This window comes from Mycoplasma sp. 744 (assembly GCF_034863305.1).
Classification (GTDB): domain Bacteria; phylum Bacillota_I; class Bacilli_A; order Mycoplasmatales; family Metamycoplasmataceae; genus Mycoplasmopsis.
This window is the reverse complement of sequence record NZ_JAYFFF010000002.1, coordinates 85,898-107,062: the sequence shown is the minus strand read 5'-3', so window position 1 is coordinate 107,062 and position 21,165 is coordinate 85,898. Positions and strand designations below refer to the sequence as shown.

General features: G+C 23.3%; 20 protein-coding genes, 2 tRNA genes and 1 pseudogene. 11 read left to right on the top strand and 12 right to left on the bottom strand.

Features of this window, described 5'->3' with window-relative positions:
- Position 1: 1 nt before the first annotated feature.
- Together VBM87_RS01635 and VBM87_RS01630 are read right to left on the bottom strand one after the other, a co-directional pair.
- On the bottom strand, positions 2 to 550 hold the full coding sequence (locus VBM87_RS01635) for a hypothetical protein (protein ID WP_323177093.1): 549 nt from the start codon (positions 548 to 550) through the stop codon (positions 2 to 4).
- Positions 531 to 1,379: an HAD hydrolase family protein gene (locus VBM87_RS01630; RefSeq protein ID WP_323177092.1), complete on the bottom strand. Its 849-nt coding sequence runs from the start codon at positions 1,377 to 1,379 to the stop codon at positions 531 to 533. The genes VBM87_RS01635 and VBM87_RS01630 overlap by 20 nt, the downstream gene beginning before the upstream one ends.
- 298 nt (positions 1,380 to 1,677) lie before the next feature.
- Here VBM87_RS01630 and eno point away from each other — a divergent pair, with 298 nt between their 5' ends.
- From eno to uvrA, 10 genes are all read left to right on the top strand, one after another.
- A complete protein-coding gene (gene eno, locus VBM87_RS01625; RefSeq protein WP_323177091.1) occupies positions 1,678 to 3,045 on the top strand; it encodes a phosphopyruvate hydratase in 1,368 nt (455 codons plus the stop codon).
- Positions 3,046 to 3,108: 63 nt separating this feature from the next.
- Positions 3,109 to 3,184 (top strand) — tRNA-Thr (locus VBM87_RS01620).
- Positions 3,185 to 3,234: 50 nt separating this feature from the next.
- A tRNA-Leu gene (locus VBM87_RS01615) sits at positions 3,235 to 3,317 on the top strand.
- A gap of 120 nt (positions 3,318 to 3,437) precedes the next feature.
- Positions 3,438 to 4,052 (top strand): Holliday junction branch migration protein RuvA, encoded by a 615-nt coding sequence (gene ruvA, locus VBM87_RS01610; RefSeq protein ID WP_323177090.1) that lies wholly within the window; start codon positions 3,438 to 3,440, stop codon positions 4,050 to 4,052.
- Positions 4,018 to 4,980 carry a Holliday junction branch migration DNA helicase RuvB gene (ruvB, locus tag VBM87_RS01605; RefSeq protein ID WP_323177089.1) on the top strand — a complete coding sequence of 321 codons (963 nt, stop codon included), beginning with the start codon at positions 4,018 to 4,020 and terminating at the stop codon, positions 4,978 to 4,980. The genes ruvA and ruvB overlap by 35 nt, the downstream gene beginning before the upstream one ends.
- 123 nt (positions 4,981 to 5,103) lie before the next feature.
- Positions 5,104 to 6,369 (top strand): ABC transporter thiamine pyrophosphate-binding lipoprotein p37/Cypl, encoded by a 1,266-nt coding sequence (gene cypl, locus VBM87_RS01600; RefSeq protein ID WP_323177088.1) that lies wholly within the window; start codon positions 5,104 to 5,106, stop codon positions 6,367 to 6,369.
- A 2-nt stretch (positions 6,370 to 6,371) separates the two neighbouring features.
- Positions 6,372 to 7,115 (top strand): ATP-binding cassette domain-containing protein, encoded by a 744-nt coding sequence (locus tag VBM87_RS01595; protein WP_323177087.1) that lies wholly within the window; start codon positions 6,372 to 6,374, stop codon positions 7,113 to 7,115.
- 197 nt (positions 7,116 to 7,312) lie between these two features.
- Entirely contained in the window at positions 7,313 to 8,863 is a 1,551-nt protein-coding gene (locus VBM87_RS01590; RefSeq protein WP_323177086.1) for a PhnE/PtxC family ABC transporter permease, read from the top strand.
- Positions 8,864 to 8,918: 55 nt separating this feature from the next.
- Positions 8,919 to 10,913 (top strand): excinuclease ABC subunit UvrB, encoded by a 1,995-nt coding sequence (uvrB, locus tag VBM87_RS01585; RefSeq protein ID WP_323177085.1) that lies wholly within the window; start codon positions 8,919 to 8,921, stop codon positions 10,911 to 10,913.
- Between the two features lie 33 nt (positions 10,914 to 10,946).
- Positions 10,947 to 13,778 (top strand): excinuclease ABC subunit UvrA, encoded by a 2,832-nt coding sequence (gene uvrA, locus VBM87_RS01580; RefSeq protein WP_323177084.1) that lies wholly within the window; start codon positions 10,947 to 10,949, stop codon positions 13,776 to 13,778.
- Positions 13,779 to 13,815: 37 nt separating this feature from the next.
- On the opposite strand, the gene VBM87_RS01575 is transcribed toward uvrA, so the two are convergent.
- The 7 genes from VBM87_RS01575 to VBM87_RS01545 all read right to left on the bottom strand — a co-directional run bounded on the left by VBM87_RS01575 (position 13,816) and on the right by VBM87_RS01545 (position 17,731).
- Entirely contained in the window at positions 13,816 to 14,016 is a 201-nt protein-coding gene (locus tag VBM87_RS01575) for a hypothetical protein (protein WP_323177083.1), read from the bottom strand.
- A 125-nt stretch (positions 14,017 to 14,141) separates the two neighbouring features.
- The gene (locus tag VBM87_RS01570) at positions 14,142 to 14,375 is read right to left on the bottom strand and encodes a hypothetical protein (protein ID WP_323177082.1); all 234 of its coding nucleotides are present in this window, start codon (positions 14,373 to 14,375) and stop codon (positions 14,142 to 14,144) included.
- Between the two features lie 55 nt (positions 14,376 to 14,430).
- Entirely contained in the window at positions 14,431 to 16,413 is a 1,983-nt protein-coding gene (locus VBM87_RS01565) for a lectin like domain-containing protein (protein ID WP_323177081.1), read from the bottom strand.
- A 51-nt stretch (positions 16,414 to 16,464) separates the two neighbouring features.
- Complete coding sequence (locus tag VBM87_RS01560; RefSeq protein WP_323177153.1) at positions 16,465 to 16,620, bottom strand: hypothetical protein; 156 nt, start codon at positions 16,618 to 16,620, stop codon at positions 16,465 to 16,467.
- Between the two features lie 110 nt (positions 16,621 to 16,730).
- Positions 16,731 to 16,904 (bottom strand): hypothetical protein, encoded by a 174-nt coding sequence (locus VBM87_RS01555; RefSeq protein ID WP_323177080.1) that lies wholly within the window; start codon positions 16,902 to 16,904, stop codon positions 16,731 to 16,733.
- 73 nt (positions 16,905 to 16,977) lie between these two features.
- Positions 16,978 to 17,193, bottom strand: coding sequence for a hypothetical protein (locus tag VBM87_RS01550; RefSeq protein WP_323177079.1), 216 nt, complete (start codon positions 17,191 to 17,193; stop codon positions 16,978 to 16,980).
- Between the two features lie 121 nt (positions 17,194 to 17,314).
- Entirely contained in the window at positions 17,315 to 17,731 is a 417-nt protein-coding gene (locus VBM87_RS01545; RefSeq protein WP_323177078.1) for a hypothetical protein, read from the bottom strand.
- 696 nt (positions 17,732 to 18,427) lie between these two features.
- On the opposite strand from VBM87_RS01545, the pseudogene VBM87_RS02925 reads away from it, so the two are divergent.
- Positions 18,428 to 19,246, top strand: a pseudogene (locus tag VBM87_RS02925) (ATP-binding cassette domain-containing protein); the annotation flags it as partial.
- Positions 19,247 to 19,286: 40 nt separating this feature from the next.
- Here VBM87_RS02925 and VBM87_RS01525 read toward each other — a convergent pair.
- The 3 genes from VBM87_RS01525 to VBM87_RS01515 are packed head-to-tail and all read right to left on the bottom strand — an operon-like array spanning position 19,287 to position 21,125.
- Complete coding sequence (locus VBM87_RS01525; RefSeq protein ID WP_323177074.1) at positions 19,287 to 19,796, bottom strand: hypothetical protein; 510 nt, start codon at positions 19,794 to 19,796, stop codon at positions 19,287 to 19,289.
- An 8-nt stretch (positions 19,797 to 19,804) separates the two neighbouring features.
- Positions 19,805 to 20,242 (bottom strand): transcription antitermination protein NusB, encoded by a 438-nt coding sequence (locus tag VBM87_RS01520; protein WP_257075573.1) that lies wholly within the window; start codon positions 20,240 to 20,242, stop codon positions 19,805 to 19,807.
- 13 nt (positions 20,243 to 20,255) lie between these two features.
- Positions 20,256 to 21,125 (bottom strand): hypothetical protein, encoded by an 870-nt coding sequence (locus VBM87_RS01515; protein ID WP_323177073.1) that lies wholly within the window; start codon positions 21,123 to 21,125, stop codon positions 20,256 to 20,258.
- Positions 21,126 to 21,165 lie beyond the last annotated feature (40 nt).

The following is a 21,165-nucleotide window of genomic DNA, read 5'->3' as shown; positions in this document are numbered from 1 at the left end:
TTTATTTGTTTGTCTTTTTTTGTTTTTTAAATCTAGCATTATTTAACAAAAAGATATGATATTTATTTTTAACAATTTTATCTACAAGTTTTTTATATTCATCTAAAGCACTAAAAGTAATTTCTTGTTCTTCTTGAATTTTTTTTCTTTCAATTATTTTAAATTTATTTCTTTTATTTAAAAATAATATTACTCATAATAAAGAACTTAAAAAAACTAAAACAATATAAACAATAGTTAATTGTGCATAAATATCATTATTAATATTAAAAATAGCATCTTCATAATTAAAAAAATTTATTTTTCTAAAAAATAAAGTTATTGACATAATTAATAATGGTAAAGTTAATCTAATTAAAAAAATTTTTACATCTTTAGTTATCATTGTTTTTATTTCTTTATCATAAAATATTTTTTCTTCGTTAAATACCTTAATTAATTTCAAATATTGTTTGTAAGCAAAAAAAGTTAAAATGGTTAACATTATTCATGCACTTCAAAAAACAATAAATATTATAAGGTCAGCAATATTATCTAACATATTTAACATTTTTATCTCCTTTTTGATAAAATTGTTCTAATAATTCAATCGTTTTAGCAACGCCTGCATTTTGATAATCAAAAGTAATTAAATCCGCTTCTTTTTTAATAGAATCAATAGCATTTTGCATAACAGCTAATTTAATATTTTGTTCTTTTACACTAATATCATTACCTGAATCACCTATATGTCAAACATTTTCTAAATTAACATTTAATAATTTAGCTACAAATTCATCTCCTATTCCCTTAGTTGATAAAGCATTTGTAATTTCCAAAGACAAACCTTTTGATACTTTGTGTGTGCGTAAGTTTGGGAACATTTGCATTATTTGCTCAGACAATTTATTAGTTTCTTCTATAGTATTTAAACCAAAAGCTAACAAACGATTAATTTCTTGATTAAGATTTGCTTTTTCATAAGGTAATTTTTTAAAATCTTTTGCTCAAGGGCGATCTAAAGTAATTTTATCTGGATTATTAGTGTATATAATAGGATCGCCATTTATAGTGTAATGTAAATTATTTATTTGCATAAAATTTTTAATTTTATGAACAGTTTCATTATCTATTAAATTATTTCTTAAAATTTTATTTTTTTTAACATCTAATATTATTGCCCCGTTTTGACAAATAAGATATTTTGAGTTAATTCTTTTAGCTAAATCGACAACAAAATCACTATTTGATCTACCGGTCGAAATAATAAAATTTTTAGTTTGATTAATTTTTTTTGCCATTTGTAAATTTGTTTGTGAAACAGGATAATTAGGATCATCGTATTGATCTAAAAATGTTCCATCTAAATCAACAAAATAAGCTTGAATATTTGATTTCATAATTTTAATTATAAACTTATTAATGAAAATAATTTTAAAAAGCTAGGAAATAACATTTCCTAGCTTAGATTATTGATTATTCTAAAAGTTATAAAAATATGTTTTAATTTAAAATTTGTACCAAATAAAAAATTTTTTATATAAAGTTTAACGATTGCACATTAAATTAAATGTGCATTTTTATTTTAACATATTTTAAAAACATAATTTAAGTTAATTATATAAATAATTAAATTAATAAAATAATAATAAATAAAAGTTATATAATCATATAGGTTTTTTAATAAAGGAGAATATAATGTCTGCTATTAAACAAATAATTGCAAGAGAAATTTTAGATTCAAGAGGTAATCCAACAGTTCAAGTTGAATTATGAACTGAAAATGGTGGTTATGGTATTGCTAATGTACCTTCTGGAGCTTCAACTGGTTCTAAAGAAGCTTTAGAATTAAGAGATAAAGGAACTAAATACGAAAATAATTGATTTGCTGGCAAAGGTGTTATGACAGCTGTAGATAATATTAATTTACATTTAGCACCACAATTAATTGGTTTTGAATCTCTTAATCAAAGAGAATTAGATCAATTATTAATTAAATTAGATGGTACAGCAAATAAAGATAAATATGGCGCAAATGCTTTATTAGGTATTTCTTTAGCAAATGCACATGCTTCAGCAAATGAATTAGGGTTACCGCTTTATAGATATTTAGGTGGAACTAATGCTTCAGTTTTACCATTACCTATGTTAAATGTTTTAAATGGTGGAGCACATGCTTCAAATACAGTTGATTTTCAAGAATTTATGATTATGCCAGTAGGGGCAAAATCATTTAGAGAAGCTCTACAAATGGCTAATCATGTCTTTCATAATTTAGCTAAAATCTTAAAAGTTAATGGTCATGGTACTCAAGTTGGTGATGAAGGCGGATTTGCACCAAACGCTAAAAGTCATGAAGAAGTTTTAGATTATTTAGTTCAAGCTATAGAAAAAGCCGGTTTTATTCCTGCAACAAAAGGAGAAAAAGCTATTGCTATAGCAATAGATGCTGCTTCAAGTGAAATTTATGATGAAAATACTAAATTATATTCATTTAAAAAACTTAAAGAAGCTATTAAAGAGCAAAGAAGTGGTTTTGAACATCTAAACAAAATTAAATTAGACTTTACAAGCGAAGAATTATTGAATTATTACAAAGATTTAATTAACAAATATCCAATAATTTCAATTGAAGATGGATTTGCCGAAAATGATTGAAAAGGATTCGAAAATTTCACTTTAGAATTTGGCCATAAAGTACAAATTGTTGGTGATGATTTAACTGTTACTAATCCTAAATTATTAGCAAAAGCAATTGAACAAAAAGCAATGAATTCAATTCTAATAAAATTAAATCAAATAGGAACATTGACTGAAACTATGGATGCTATTCAATTGGCACAAAATAATAATTTAACAGCTGTTGTTTCACATCGTTCAGGCGAAACTGAAGATTCTACTATAGCTGATTTAGCTGTTGCTTTAAATACTGCACAAATTAAAACTGGTTCTCTTTCAAGAAGTGATAGAATTGCTAAGTATAATAGATTATTACAAATTGAAGAAGAATTAGGTAATAGCGCTATTTTTAAAGGTGTTAAATCATTTTATAATTTAAAAAAATAACTAGATAAATATCTGGTTATTTTTTTTATCTTATTTTTTTATTATTGTATAATATTAACGAATGCCGCCTTAGCTCAGTTGGTAGAGCAACTGACTTGTAATCAGTAGGTCGTAGGTTCGAGTCCTATAGGCGGCACCATATGCTTACTTGGTGTTTAAAAAGGTTCGATTCCTTTTAAAGCATTATATGCGCGAGTGGTGAAATTGGCAGACACGCTAGATTTAGGCTCTAGTGCTTCGGCGTGAGGGTTCAAGTCCCTCCTTGCGCACCATTTGTGTAAACTCTAAAACTTGCTATAGCAAGTTTTTTTATTTTTTAAAATCATTTTTTTATCTTTTGTTCTTTTTTCTCTTTATTTTTTTATTTTATTAATAATGTTTTAGGAGGAAAAATGATTTTATATCGAATAGGTGAAATTATTTATAAAAATCAAAATAATTTAATTTTTGAAAGTTATGGTACAGGATATTCAGTAATTGTCCCAGATGAAAAAAGATTTGAAATAAAATCAAAACTAAAATTATTTATTTGTGAAATCAATACAGAATATCATAAACAAACTTATGCATTTAAAGATTTTAAGGAAAGATTATTATTTTTGGATCTTATAAATATAAATGGAATTGGTCCAAGAGCTGCTTTTAATCTTTTAAATATTGGATGAGAAAAATGCGCAAATCTAATTTTAGCTTCTAAACAAGAAGAATTATTAAAAATACCTTATATAAATATTAAAATGATAAAAAATATATTTAATGAGCTACAAGGTAAATGAATGAAATTATTAAATATAAATAATGAAGAAATAAAAAATAAAATTAAAGCAAATGATAATTTAGAAGAAGTAAAAAATACTTTAAAAATGTTAGGTTTTAAAACTAAACAAATTGATAATGCTATTACAGAATTAAAAACTGATACAGATATTGAATTAATGATTGAGGAAGCTATTAATATTATTTCTAAATCTTATGAGAAACAATCAAACAATATATCGACCAACTAATTTTGATAATTTTATCGGTCAAAATAAATTAGTTTTTTTATTAAAAACAATGATTCACGCTTCTACTTATCGTAAAGAAATTTTAGATCATATTTTATTTTATGGACCTCCCGGAACAGGAAAAACCACATTAGCTACAATAATAGCGAATGAATTAAATACTAAAATTCATTATTTACAAGGTTCAATGCTTGAAAAGAAAGCAGATATTTTATCTGTTTTTAGTTCTTTGAATGAAAAAGATATTGTTTTTATAGATGAAATTCACAGTATAAATAAAAATGTTGAAGAATTAATTTACAGCGCCATGGAAGATTTTAATATAGATATTATAATAGGACCTGAAGGTAATACAAAGGTAATGAGAATGAAATTAAAACCTTTTACATTAATAGCAGCAACAACTAAACCGAATTTATTAAGTCAACCGCTTAAAGATCGTTTTGGTTTAAAAGCAAAACTTAATTTTTATAATGAAGAAGATCTGATAAATATTTTAAGAAATTTTAAATCTAATTTTGACATTAAAATTGATCCAAATTGTTTAAAATTAATTGCTTCATATTCAAGAAACACACCGAGAGTAGCTTTGCATTTAATTAAAAGAGTTTGAGATTTAGCTATTAATTTAAAAGAAGAAAGAATAAGTAAAGAAATAGCTAATAATGCTTTTAAATTATTAGATTTATATCCTTATGGTTTAAATAAAGATCATATAGATTATTTATTTTTATTAAAAAATACTTTTGATACTCAATATGTTTCGATTGATACTATTGCTTCGATGTTAAATTTTCAAAAAGAAAACTTAATTTACGAAATTGAACCTTTATTAATACAAAATAAATTAATCAAAAAAACTCCTAGAGGAAGAACGTTAACATCAAAAGGAATAGATTATTTACTAAATATTAAATTTAATAATTAAAAACTTTATAATTAATGTATCAGGGGTGCTATAAATTTTTATGGCTGAGATTATACCTATAAGCAGATCAAGGTAATGCTTGCGTGGCTTAGATTTTTTTATTTTCCCCTGTGAAAGGAAAAAATGAAAAAAAATAAATTATTAAATATTTTGGGATGAAGTTTAAGTTTTATCCCTTTTTTTGCAGTAAGTTGTATTAATTTTAATCAACCAAAAAATGTTCTTAACAAAAATTTAGATAATTGAGATAATGAAATAACAATTGTTGTTCCACAAATTAATAATGGTTTTTTGTCAACTGATTTAGAAACAAATTTTCTAAATAAAATTACTGATAAGTTTAATTATTTAAAAAATCAAAATTCACTAGTTAAAGATTTACCAGATGTTAGATTTAAAATAGAATTAAATGAAGAAAAAGAAGCTATTTTTCAAGATTTAATATCAAATAAAAATACTGTTGATTTAGGTTTTTTGTCATACACTCGATTTGTTGATTCTTTAGATACTAATTCAAATATTAATTACGATTTTCAAATAGTTGGTCAAACTTTAGCTAACAAATTTATTTGATCTAATTTAAATGAGTTATCTTCTTATAAAGATGGATCAATGACAGATAATTTAAGAATTTTAGCGGAACAACAAAATATCGAACAATTTAAAAATTATGGTGAATTTCCTTCTTGAATATCAAAAGACAAAGAATTAAATTTTAATGGTTCGGTTTATAGTATTTTTTATGATTATAATCAATTTACTTCTGTACATAGAAGTTCAATTCTTATAGCAGGTAATTTGCAACAAAGAAATAAAATAATTGAAGCTTGAGATAATAAAGATTGAGATAAATTTAAATCATTTGGTTTTGTAGTAAGAAGTTTCGACAGTGGAACAGGATTTAAATATCCAATAAAATTATTGTCAAAACATTTTAATTTAAGTTTAGAAGAAATAGAAAAATTTTTTAAATCACGAAATAATAATTTAGTTCTTGTGGGTTCAAGACCTAGAGACCAATTAGGTAAAACTGATAGTAATAATTTTACTTATCATATAGCTTTTGATAATGAAGGTGTTTTTAATTGAACAAGAGCAAGAGAAGGCAGATATCAACCAACTGGCTATAATAAAGATCTTTCTAATGATTATAATAGTAAAAATAATGTGGTAGTTAGAAATTTAATATTTTCTAATCCAGCACCTTATGATGTTTTATTAGGCAGAAAAAATCTTAATACAATTCAAAAAGAACTAATCATCGAAACATTAAGCAATTTATCTCAAGAAGATAATACATTTGGTATTTATACAGGGTATAATAAAATAGATAAAATAGACTTTGATCTTTTTAAAAAATATGTAGAAATGCAAAAAGAGGCTCAATAATTATGAAAAATATTGTTTCTTTTAATAATTTAACTATTGGTTTTAAAAATGAAAAAATATTAGAAAATCTTAACTATCAAATCTTTGAAGGAGAAATGATTGCTATTGTTGGTAAAAGTGGTGTAGGTAAAACTACATTATTTAATTCTTTAATAAAAACAAATAAATTATTAAAAGGACAAATATTTTTATTCGAAAAAAATATTTATTCTTTAAATAAAAAAGAATGAAAAAAAATAACACAAAAAATAGGTTATTTAACTCAAAAACCTATTCTAAACGAAAATGAAACCGTTTTTACAAACATAGTAAAAGCTAATAATGTTTTTAAAAATAGCTTTTTTGAATTTTTTAACATAACTTCCAATTCGAGAAAAATTCAAATTTTATCAATATTAGAAAGTTTAAATTTGCTTGATAAAACTTTTTATAAAATAGCAGATTTATCAGGTGGACAAAAACAAAGAGTAGAAATTGCTAAAATATTATTAAATAAAAATAGTCTTATTTTAGCTGATGAACCAACATCCAGCTTAGATTATATTTCAGCTAGAGAAGTTATGAATTTATTAAAAAAAATTAATAAAGAATATAAAATTACTATCATTGTTAATTTACATGATTTATCATTAGTCAATAATTTTTACTTTGATAAAGTATTAATTTTGAATTCAAAAAATATCATACATAGTTTAAAAGAAGATCAAATAAACGAGGAATCAATCAAAAAATGTTTAATCAGTTAAAAAAATTTTTTTTAAATAAAATCTTTTTAAAATATAAAAATAAAAATAACCAAAACATTTATTTTTTCAAAATAAATGTAAAAAGATTATTTATTTTTTTAATATCCATTTTAATAATTCTTTTAATTTTTAATTTAAATTGAAAATTAAACGCCAACACTGATTCTTATAATATTTTTTTTTCTAACTTAAAAAGAATGTTTTCTTTTTCTAATAGAAGTAATTTTATTTTTTCTAGTTCAACAAGTAATTTATTTTTATTGTCATTGTCATTTTTATTAGAAACTATAATATATACTTTAGCTGGAACTTTTATTGGATTTTTATTAGCAATTACTACATCTTTTTTATCTAATAAATCATTTAATAATAGGTATTTAAGTTTTATTTTTAAACAAATTTTAATTATTTTAAGAAGTATTCCAGAACTAACATTTATTTTATTATTTACTCAGTTATTTGATTCTCGCTTAGCTATGTTATTAATTTTTGTATGATTTACTTGATTATGATTGCATAAATATTATTTAGAAATTTTAAATAATATAAATTGAAAAAATTATTATTTTAAATTAGCATTAACAAATAATAAATTAAAAATATTTAAAAATGATATTTTACCTAGAGTAAGCAATAGATTTTTTGCATTGTTTTTATATTCTTTTGAATCTAATGCAAGATGATCATCAATTTTATCAATGCTAGGTTTAGGTGGAATAGGTTCTTTAATTTCTTTTGCAACAAAAACAACTTTTAGATTCAATCAATTAGCAATCCCTCTTGTAATATTAATTATTTTTATAATTTTTTTGGAGTTAATCAATTATTTATTTAATTTGTTTTTATACGAAATAAAAAGTAAAAAAAATAAATTTGAACAAACATTATTGAAAATAAAAAATACAGATTTTATTAACTGAAAATTAATAATAAAAAATTTAATTTTGTTATTTTGTTTAATAATTACAATTTATGCATTTGCAACTATTAATTTTAGAGTTCTTAACACACAATCTTTAAATGATTATCTTAAAGCATTTTTTAATCCTGATTGAAATGTTTTTAATATAAAATTGTTTGATATAAATACTAATCCTTTTTTACAATTGATTCAATCTTTTAGTTTTGCCTTTTTTATTAGTTTTATAGCATTAGGCATCACATTATTATTTTTACCTTATTATTCAAAAATAATAACAAATCCTTTTCTAACTTTTATAAATAGATCAATTAATGCTTCTTTTAGAACAATACCAACAATAGTATTTTTCTTTATTTTGAATCCATTATTTTTATCTTCATTAACTTTATTAATTATCATATTAATAATAAAGTTGTCTTCAACATTTTTAAAAAAATGTTGGGAAATGATTGATAAATTTGATTCAAAGAAATATTTACTTTTAAAATCAAAAGGAATGAGTAAATTTAAAATCTATTGATTATATTTAATACCTTTTATTAAATATGAACTAATTTCTTTATTTTTATTATATTTTGAAATATCATTTAGAAATTCAATTACTTACAGTATTTTAACAGGAAATGATTTAGCTTTAGGATACAATATTAATTATTATTTTAATTCAAAAGATTTCGATTTGAATAAAGCTTTTGCATTTGTGTGAATTGCTACCTTTGCTATTTTATCAATTAATTATTTAAATAATTTTTTAATATGAAAATTAAAAACAAGAAAAAATATTAATTTTTTTAACAAAAAGAATATTTTTGTATTTATAAGTTAATTTTTTTCTTGTTTTTATAATTTTTAATAAATAAACTTTAATATAAAATATCAATATGAATAAATTTGAATTAGTCTCAAATTATGCACCGTCTGGAGATCAACCAAAAGCAATATCTGAATTAGTTTCTAATATTAAAAACGGATCTAAATATCAAGTATTAAAAGGTGTAACAGGGTCAGGAAAAACATTTACTATAGCAAACGTAATAAAAGAATTTGCTAGACCTGTTTTAGTTCTTTCTCATAATAAAACTTTGGCTTCGCAATTATATAGCGAATTAAAATCCTTTTTTCCTAATAACAAAGTTGAATATTTTGTTTCTTATTTTGATTATTATAGACCAGAATATTATCATGTTGCTAGTGATTCTTATAGCGAAAAAGTTTCACAAACTAATGCAGAATTAGATGCTATGAGATTATCTACAATTAATTCAATTATTACTAGAAATGATACTATTGTGGTTGCTTCAGTATCAGCTATTTATGGAGCTTTAAATCCAGAAGAATATTCAAATCATTTATGAAATATAAGTATTAAAGAAAAAATAGAAAGAAATGAATTCTTAAGAAAATTAGTAATTTTGCAATATGAAAGAAATGAAGTAGATACTACTAGTTGAGGAACTTTTAATGTTAAAGGTGATTTTGTTTTTATAAATCCTCCAACTTCTGAAGGTTATATTATTAGAGTCGAATTTTTTGATGATGAAATAGTATCAATTACTCTTATTGATGTTTTAAATAAAACTGTTTTAAAAAAAGTAAAAGAACATTTGATATTTCCTGCCAAAGCTTATACTTTATCAAGAGATATTATTGATGATTCTATTAAAAGAATATCTCATGAATTAAAAGAAAGAATTAAATATTTTGAAGAAAATAATAAATTATTAGAAGCACAAAGAATTAAAGAAAAAACAGAAAGAGATCTTGATTCTTTAGATCAATTTGGTATTTGTCCAGGAATAGAAAATTATGCCGTATATATGGATAAAAGATTACCAGGAGAACGACCTTTTACTTTATTAGATTATTTTAAAGATAAAAATCCTTTATTAATTATTGATGAATCGCATATGATGATGCCTCAACTTAAAGCAATGTATAAAGGCGATAGATCTAGAAAAGAAACTCTAGTAGAATATGGATTTCGTTTACCAAGCGCATTGGATAATAGACCTTTAAGAATTGATGAATTTGAAAACTTTTTTGATTATTTTCAAACAATTTTTATCTCCGCCACACCTGATGAATATGAATTAGATAAAACTTTAGGAGTTATAACACCATTATATGTAAGACCAACAGGATTATTAGATCCTAAAATTGAAATAAGACCTACTTTAAATCAAGTTGAAGATATTTATGATGAGTTGCAAAAACAAAAAGCATTAAATGAAAGAACTCTAATTCTAACTACTACAAAAAGATTATCTGAAGAATTAACTCGTTATTTTTTGGAAAGAAAAGAAAAAATTGCCTATATTCATTCTGAATATAAAACATTTGAAAGAAATAATATATTAAGAAAATTAAGATTAGGCACTTATGATACTGTAATAGGTGTTAATCTTTTAAGAGAAGGTATTGATTTACCTGAAGTTAGTTTAATAATAGTTCTTGATGCAGATAAAGAAAGTTTTTTTAGATCCACAAACAGTTTAATTCAAATAGTTGGTAGAGCAGCTAGAAATGTAAACGGTAGAGTAATTTTTTATGCCGATAAAATTTCTAAGAGTATGCAAGAAACAATAGATGATAATAAATATAAAAGAGATTTACAAATAAAATATAATCAAGAACATAATATTATTCCTAAAACTATTATTAAAGCAATTCCAGAGCCTATACAAGGTCATGGTTTGGAAAATGCGGTTGAATTATTATTCAAAAATGAAAAAAATAAAAACAAAAATAATAAATATAGTAAAAAAGAAATAATAAAACAATTAGAAGAACAAATGAATCAAGCTGCAAAAAATTTAGATTATGAAAGAGCAATTGAATTAAGAGATTTAATTTTAGAATTAAAAATAAATGATTAATATAAATAAAATAGAAAGAGGAAATAACAAAAAATGTCAACTAAAGAACAAATTATTATTAAAGGTGCTAAAGAAAATAATTTAAAAAACATTTCGTTAACTATACCAAAAAATAAATTAATAGTTTTTACAGGTCTTTCAGGTAGTGGCAAGAGTTCACTTGCTTTTAATACTATTTATGAAGAAGGTAGAAGAAGATATGTTGATAGTTTAGGAAGTTATGCAAGAATGTTTTTAGGCGGAACTAGTAAACCTGATGTAGAATCAATTGAAGGTTTAAGTCCTTCTATATCTATAGAACAAAAAACTACACATAATAATCCACGTTCAACAGTTGGTACAGTTACTGAAATTTATGATTATTTTAGATTATTATTTGCTAGAATAGGTATACCTTATTGTCCTAATCATAATATAGCAATCAGTAATCAAACTAATAAAGATATAATAAATTCTATTTTTGAATTACCTCTTGATACTAAAATAACTATTTTAGCTCCTTTAATAGATGGAGAAAAAGGAACTTTTGTTAATTTATTTGAAAAATTAAGAAAAGAAGGTTTTCATCGTTTAAAAATTGATAATCAAATTTATGAATTAGATGAAGAAATAAAATTAGAAAAAAATGTCAAACATACTATTGATATTGTCGTTAGAAGAACAGTAATTAAAGAAGAAAAATATAATGAAATTTCAGAAGCTATTAATAGTGCTTTAGAATATAGTGATGGTCTAGTAAAAATTGAAACTTTAGATAATAAAACTAAAATTTTTTCTAAAAAACATTCTTGTATTTACAAAGATTTTGATATGAAGCCTATTGAAACTAGATTATTTTCTTTTAATTCTCCTTATGGAATGTGCGAAAGTTGTAAAGGCTTAGGTGTTGATTTAAAAGCTGATTTTGATGCTTTAGTACCAGAAAAATGAAAAACACTTAATCAAGGAGCAATTTTAACACTTAATAATGAAGGCGATGAAACTACAATTGAATGACAAGAATTTGTAGCTTTATGTAATTATTATGAAATAGATTTAAATACTCCGATTGAAGATTTCAATAAAAATGATTTAGATATTATTAAATATGGTTCTAAAGAAGAACTTGAATTTGAAGTTATTAATTCTAAAGGTGAAATTAAACGCAGAAAAAAAATTATTGAGGGTATTTTAACTAAAATAGAACGTCAATATTATGAAACGAGCAGTGATAAAATACGTGATTGATTAAAAAAATTCATGGGTACTTTTACGTGTACAGTATGTAAGGGTACTAGATTAAATAAATATGCATTAGCTGTAAAAATAAATGATTTAAATATTTATGATTTTACCAAAATGAGTGTTAATGATGCTTTAATAAATTTAGCTAATTTATCTTTAACAAAAGAAGAAGAACAAATTTGTTCATTAATAATGAATGAGTTATACAATCGTTTATCTTTTTTAAACAATGTTGGTTTAAATTATTTAACTTTAAATCGTAATGCTGAAACGTTAAGCGGTGGAGAAAGTCAAAGAATTAAATTAGCCACACAAATTGGATCAAATTTAACTGGTGTTTTATATGTTTTAGATGAACCATCCATAGGTTTACATCAAAGGGATAATGATCGTTTAATTAATACTTTAAAACATATGGTGGAAATAGGTAATACTTTAATAGTAGTGGAACATGATGAAGATACTATTAGAGCCGCCGATTATATTGTAGATATAGGTCCTAAAGCTGGCATACATGGTGGTCAAGTAGTTGCTTGTGGAACTATAGAAGATATTATAAAAGAAGAAAAATCAATTACTGGTCAATTTCTTAGTGCTAAAGAAAAAATATTAGTGCCTCATTCTAGAAGAAGTGGCAATGGTAAAGTTTTAGAAATTCTTGGTGCTAGCGAAAATAATTTAAAAAATATTGATGTAAAAATTCCTTTAGGTAAATTTATAGCAGTAACAGGAATGAGTGGTTCAGGAAAAAGTACATTGGTTAATGAAATTTTAGTTAATGGTTTAGTTAAAGTATTATCTAAAAATACTATTGGTTTAAAAGTTGGAAAATTTAGAACTTTTAAAAATGCTAATTTAATTGATAAAATTATTCCAATTTCTCAATCTCCTATTGGTAGAACTCCTCGTTCAAATCCTGCAACTTATACTAGTGTTTTTGATGATATTAGAGATATTTTTTCTAATGTTAATGAATCAAAAGTAAGAAATTATCGTAAATCTCGCTTTTCATTTAATATTCCAGGTGGTAGATGTGAAAAATGTCAAGGTGATGGTTCAATAAAAATTGAAATGCATTTTTTACCTGATGTATATATTAATTGTGATGAATGTGATGGTAAAAGATATAATATAGAAACATTAGAAATAAAATATCATAATAAAAATATTTCTGATGTTTTAAACATGACTGTTGATGAAGCAATTGATTTTTTTGCTGCTAGAGCTAATATTATTAAAAAATTACAAACTTTAAAAGATGTAGGTTTAGGTTATATTAAATTAGGTCAATCTTCAACTACCTTATCAGGAGGAGAAGCACAAAGAGTAAAATTAGCTACTTATTTACAAAAAAAACCTACTGGTAAAACATTATTTGTTTTAGATGAACCAACTACAGGTTTGCATTCTTATGATGTTAAAAATTTATTAAATGTACTTAATAGATTAGTAGATAATGGTGATACTGTTTTAGTAATTGAACATAATTTAGATGTTATTAAAACAGCAGATTATATTATTGATTTAGGTCCTGAGGGTGGTATAAATGGAGGACGTATAGTAGCAACTGGAACTCCTGAACAAGTAGCAGCAAACGAAAAAAGTTATACAGGACAATATTTGAAAAAAATGTTAAAATAAAAAACCAGATATAATTTTTATAATTTGATCTGGTTTTTTATTTTGTACTTAATAAGAAGCTTAATTTAGTAAATAAATATCTAATTCTAACATTATAATTTTCTTGCTGAGAAATTAATTTTAAGAAATTATGATAATAGTTACGTTTAATAATATCATTTTGATTAATTGTTTTTTTGTTATAGGAATTAACACTTATAAAATTTAATTTACGTCTTTTTTTAAAATAATAACGCATTAAAGCATAAACCCACGTTTTCCACTTTGTAGCATAAATTGGAAAATATCCGTTTTAGTGGATATTTATTTTTTAATTTTTGTTAATTCAAAAACTTTTTCAACTAAATGATAATCATCTCAATTTTAACTTAGATTATCATTGTTTAGATCAAATATTTTTGTTATTTGGTTTTTGAATTTTTCTTGAATTTCTTTGACATTATTCATCATGCCAATTAATCTACCTTCTGTAAATTTATCTTTTTCAGATAATCCAGTTAAATCATTACTTTTAAAAACTAAAAATTTAAGTAAAACTAAAATTAAGAAACAAAGACATATATAATCTTCAATGTATTTTCAGGTTGATAAATACATTGGTCTAATAGCAAAAGAATCTTTTAAACTTCTAAAATCGAAAAAAGAGTTAAAACTATTTTTTAACTCTTTTTTTCATTAATTTAATAATAAAGAAAATTCCTATACCAAAAGTTATAATTCCAGTGGAAACACCTAAAATACTTCATAAAATAATATGTATTTTATTGGTTTTAGATTTTTCAGATTCTATTGAAACATCTTCTGACTCTTTTTTATTATCAGAATTATTCTTTTTTATAGTTGAACTTTCATTAGTAATTGGATTTGAATTAGCTTGCTCTCCTGTTTCGACTGGATTATTTGGTTGTGATTTAGATGTCGAAGAATCATTAATTTGATGCTCTTTGGTTTCAGGATTTGAATTACTTTGATCGCGTGTTGAACTTTCATTTGTAGAATATTTATTTTCAGTTGCAGAACCTTCTGTTGTAGGTTTGTTATTATCTTGTGATGCTAAATTTGTTCCTGTTTCTAACTCATTTTCAGAGCTTTTTGATTCACTTTCACTGTCATCACTTCTAGGTGAATTATTTTCCGTATCTGATTCACTAGGATTATTATTTTTATTAGTTTTAGAACTTTCTTCTAATTCTTTATTTTTTTCATTAACTGTTGTGCTTTTATTTAATTCATTAATTGGAATTTCAAGAGTATGAGCTTTAATTCCAAATACAACAAAACTTTTTTTGCTATTTACTCATTGATTATTTTGTTTATAAAAACTCAAAATTTCTCTAGTTTCATCACTTGCTACCAAATCAACGTTTTTTCCACCTTTGTTAGTGACGTCAACTATGATTGAAAAATATTGTCCTTTGTTTAAAATAATTTCTTTATTTAAATCAATTGTATAAAATCCTTTATCACCAGAATTTGGAATTTGCACTTTTTGAGTTAATTTTAGTTCGCCATCTTCAGGATTAGACATTGAAGAATTTTTAACATAAATTTTGATTTCAGCAGTAATGTTTGAACCTTTAAGCGAAAAATTAATTGACTTTAATTTTTCTACAATTTGATCATTTGCTTTTTTAACTGGGAAAATATTTGCCATTGTTCTTTCATTAGTACCAACGGGTTCAAATAAAGAAAATGAATTTTTTGTATCATAATAGTAAGTATTTTGATATGCATTATTATCTTCTACTTCAACCGCCATTACTTCATGAAGTAAATCTAATGAATCGTATGAAAGTATAAAGTATCCCTGAGCATGCATATTTTTAGTTCCTCAACTATTTTTAACGATAAAACCACCTTTTTGTTTCGGTGTTTCAGGTCCAAAATCAGATTTACGATAATCATCGTCTCAGCCCACAATAACTGAAGCATGATTTCTGATATATCTTTCTTTAGGTGATTTAGTTATAATAATTGAATTTGGTTCGTTGTATCAAACGGTATCAGGATGAAAATTCATTTGATTAAAAGCATAAGCAATACCCACAGAACCGTATTTGGCAATCGCTAATTTAATATCATCAACAGTATGATTAATTTTTACAGCATTTTTAATTTTGGCAATTGTAGGGTTATCAAAATTAGGAAATTCAGTTTGACTAGTTTGAGCAATTGGGGATGTATTTCTCATTAAACCATTAAATGAGTGAGATAAATAATTTCCTTCGCCTAAAAGTCCTTTTCATTTTTTAGCATCGAGATTTAAATCTAACTTATCTGCTTTGTGATTTCAACTATTACTTATGTAATCAATTGCGTGTTCATCAATATCTAAAGAATTTTTAGTGTAATTCCCTATATTATTTTTTAAAATATTAGTTTCTAACATTGAAGCAATTGTATATGCTCAACAAAGACCTTCATGGCCTTGATTCTTAACACTAGTAACTAAATTGTATTGTCTTGCGTCGAAAAAAGGCATTCTTGCAATTTCTTCTGCGGTTTTAGTTTGAAAAAGCTCTAAATTTGGTGCGTCAGACTTAGCTGATGTGGTTGTGCTTATCACACTAAAAGGTATCAATAAACTTGGACTAACTAATAAACTAGTTAATATTTTTTTATTTTTTAATCTCATATATTTATTTTAAACTAGAATAAGAAAAGTAGACAGAAAATAAAAAACTTTCTACTTTTTTCCTAGTTTATCTATAACGAATAAAAAATCTTTATATATTTGGTTTAATTCATAATGATTTGAATCTAAATTATTAATGATTTCATCAATAACCTTATCATTTACAGTTTTAGTTGTTACTGTTATAAGTTTTTCTACGTTTCCCACTTTATAGCATAAATTGTAAAATATTCGTTTTAGCGGATATTTATTTTTTAATTTTTGTTAATTCAAAAACTTTTTCAACTAAATGATAATCATCTCAATTTTAACTTAGATTATCATTGTTTAGATCAAATGTTTTTGTTATTTGGTTTTTGAATTTTTTCTTGAATTTCTTTGACATTATTCATCATGTCAATTAATCTACCTTCTGTAAATTTATCTTTTCCAGATAGTCCAGTTAAATCATTAATTTTAAAAACTAAAAATTTAAGTAAAACTAAGCTCAAGAAACAAAGTATATATAACCTTTAATGTGTTTTTAGATTGATAAATACATTGATCTAATAGCTAATGAACCTTTTAAACTTCTAAAATTATCTTCAATCTTTCATTGTTTAGCATAGAGATCAACAATCTGATCAGGAGTAAATCTTGTCTATTTGTTTCATAAACATAAAAACCATCTAATTTTTCATCTTGTTCAATTTTTTCTGTATCTATCTCATAGTAACCAGATTCATTCACTTGTTTAAAGAATTTATAGTTTTTATTGCCTACCATATCTTCATATGACATTTTTTCGTTTTTGCTTTTTTTAAGGAAGTTTTCAACTAAAATAAGTCTATCTCGATGTCTTTTTTTTGTTATTTTTTTACTAAATGTAATTACTCTTTTTCTAAGTTTTTCATTGCTTCAGCTATTTATATATATAAAGTGATGCGAATTCTTGTGTTTTGTACACCAATCTAATATCAGAATGTACATAATCTTCTTGTTTTAAGACATATTCTTTAAATTGCCTGTTCGAAGTTTTCATACGGTAAGAAATAATAAAGTTTAAATCTTTGTTTTCGCAAAATCTAATATTTTTATTAACAGACATACTTTTATTGGCAATAATAGTTACATTGTTTATTTTGTTTCTAAAACAAATTTGATAAATATATTTAAATCAGTTGTATTTTTTCGCAAAGACTTTGTAGTGAACTGATATGGCGTTTGAATCAATTGGCATCCCAAACACAATTTGATCTTCTTTAAATTTGCCATCTTTTGAATAATCTGTTTTTTTATAACCTTTTCTATCAAATGTTTCAAAATAAGTTGTTGTCAAATCGTATCAAACGGTATTTACGTTTCTTTTATGTTCTTTGACTAAAACAGCATTTAAGTTTTGTAAAATTTGTTCTCTATTTTCTGCAATGTAATCTGAAGATCTATAAAATGCATTTTTTGAATAAACATTTTCTTGCTTTTTTCAAACTATTAAATCTTGCTCAATACTTAATGGTTGTTTAATTCTGTGATAAATTTGTTGTTTTACAACTTCATTTAGACTTATTGATTTTGTTTATTACAATCTTTAAAATGTCGAAATGGTCTATTAATAAGTCAATTAGGTTCAATTCTTTGTATTTTTCGCTATATTTGATTAAGTCTGTTTTATTATTTTTTAATTTCTTGTTTATTACATCTAAAATTTTTTTTGGTGTAGATCAAAGGCATATCTTTGATTAACATTTTGATTTTTTCAATAGCGTTCTCTTGGTATTTTTAAAATCTTTTTCGAAACCAATTGCAAATCTTGTTTCATAACCAACATCATTTAATTTTGATAACCAATTTGAATGCAATTATCTTTTGATCTTTTTGATACAAAAATTATTCATGTTCTTTCACTCGTTTTACTAGCGATAAACTAATATACCATAAAATAATAGTATAATACTATAATTTTTACATATTTATTTATAAATATGTAAGGGATTAAAAAAGCATAAAAAATCCGTAAGTGAGAGATGCAAGAAAAGTTGGAAAATTCAAAACTTTTAAAAATGCTAATTTAATTGATAAAATTATTTCTATTTCTCAATCTCCTATTGGTAGAACTCTTCGTTCAAATCCTGCAACTTGTACTAGTGTTTTTGATGATATTAGAGATATTTTTTCTAATGTTAATGAATCAAAAGTAAGAAATTATCGTAAATCTCGCTTTTCCTTTAATATTCCAGGTACTAGATGTGAAAAATGTCAAGAGGATGATTCAATAAAAATTGAAATGCATTTTTTACCTGATGCATACATTAATTGTGATGAATGTGATGGTAAAAGATATAATAGAGAAACATTAGAAATAAAATATCATAATAAAAATATTTCTGATGTTTTAAACATGACTATTGATGAAGCAATTGATTTTTTTTGCTGCTAGAGCTAATATTATTAAAAAATTACAAATTTTAAAAGATGTAGGTTTAGGTTATATTAAATTAGGTCAATCTTTAACTACCTTATCAGGAGGAAAAGCGCAAAGAGTAAAATTAGCTACCTATTTACAAAAAAACCTACTGGTAAAACATTATTTGTTTTAGATGAACCAACTACAGGTTTGCATTCTTATGATGTTAAGAATTTATTAAATGTACTTAATAGATTAGTAGATAATGGTGATACTGTTTTAGTAATTGAACATAATTTAGATGTTATTAAAACAGCAGATTATATTATTGATTTAGGTCCTGAGGGTGGCGTAAATGGAGGACGTATAGTAGCAACTGGAACTTCTGAACAAGTAGCAGCAAACGAAAAAAGTTATACAGGACAATATTTGAAAAAAATGTTAAAATAAAAAACCAGATATAATTTTTATAATTTGATCTGGTTTTTTATTATGTACTTAATAAGAAGTTTAACTTAGTAAATAAATATCTAATTCTAACATTATAATTTTCTTGCTGAGAAATTAATTTTAAGAAATTATGATAATAATTACGTTTAATAATATCATTTTGATTAATTGTTTTTTTGTTATAGGAATTAACACTTATAAAATTTAATTTACGTCTTTTTTTAAAATAATAACGCATTAAAGCATAAAAATAAAAACTTCAAAAATTATATAATAATTCATATTGGTAATGATCATTTTGCAAATTAGGAAAAATTTGCAAAATATTTTTTATAAATATTTCATAATTTCAATTTTTACTTTTACTTATATTTAAATTAAACTCATTTAATTTAACAGCATCAAAATCCCATTTAAAAATAGTTAAAATTTTTTCAATACTAAAACGTGTGCGAATAAGATTAAATGTTATTCAATATTGTAATAAGACATTATTTTCTTTTAGTTTTCTTTTACTTTTATAAATTAAAGCATTTTTAATTTTAATCATTTTTAATTTTAATCATTTTTATTAGAACTAATTTTTTTATCTAAAAGAGCCAAAGAAATTAAATGTTTATATACATTTTGTAAAATAGCATTAATCATTTTATAACTTTCATCGTCAAAGAACAATTTAGTAATTTCTATTGCTTCATTAATTGCAACTTTAGCAGCTAAATTATTAAACATTTCATTAGTAGCATTAATTAATATAGCTCTATGTAAGGCGCTAATACGTTCTCAATTTCATCCTTCTTTTATAAAATGTGAAATTATTTTAATATAAAAATCATAATTTTGATTAATAAATTCTAGACTTTTAATTTGTTTATTATTTAAAGTTAACTCATCGCTAAAAATTTGATTAATGTCTAATTTTTCATTTAATAATTCATGCGCATAAATTATATTAATTAGTTCAATTCTAGCATCTCTTTGACTTTTAAATTTCATTTTATTTGTCCTTTTATCATTTAACTATTCTTGGATCAACCATATATTTTTTCTTTAATATTTCTAATACATTGTATAATGGCGAAAGTAAATAAATATAAAAAGGTAAAGGTATAGTTGAGCGAATTAAAATAGGGAAAAGTGTAATTTTAAAATCTGTTCCTACTGTTTTTAATTTAAATTTTTCTGTATTTTTAAAGAAATAATTGTAATAATTTATTCATGCATAAGAACCAAAAATTCATCTAAATAAAACAATTGTGATAGAAACTAAAGTAAAAATTATAAAATAATTCATGTAAAATTCTCTTTTAGTTTTTTTGTATAAAACTAAAAAAATTGAATTGACTATTAAACCAATTAAACCATATAAACTTACAAAAATAATAACTAAAATTAAACTTGTATTAGTACTAAAATATGTTCTATTTAAAGAAATTGTTTTACCCTCATTAAATCTATCAATAATAAAATAAATTACAGAAGCTATGGTGATAAAAAATACAATGTAACTAAATATAACGCCTGTAGTGCGATTAATTTTAAAAAGTTCTAAAATTAAAGCAGATAAAATAGCTATTAAAGGCGGAATTATTGCGTACATCCAATATCAAGTTCCTATTTGTCCCGTTATTAAAATTATTAATGTATCAGCAAGAAAAGCTAATAGTGCTCCTTTAAAATATGAAAAAATTAAACCATAAATAATTGCAAAAATAATTTCTATATTTATAGGTAATAATTTAGCTATAGTAAAACGACTAATAAAATCAAATGTTAAATGAGCTCCTAGAATAATTCCCATCAAACACATTTCAAAAACTGAAATTTTAAAATTTCATTTTAAATTTTGTCATTTTTTAACGTTTTCTTCCTTGTTCATAATTAATATTATAAATTAGATAAAAAAATTATTATTAATA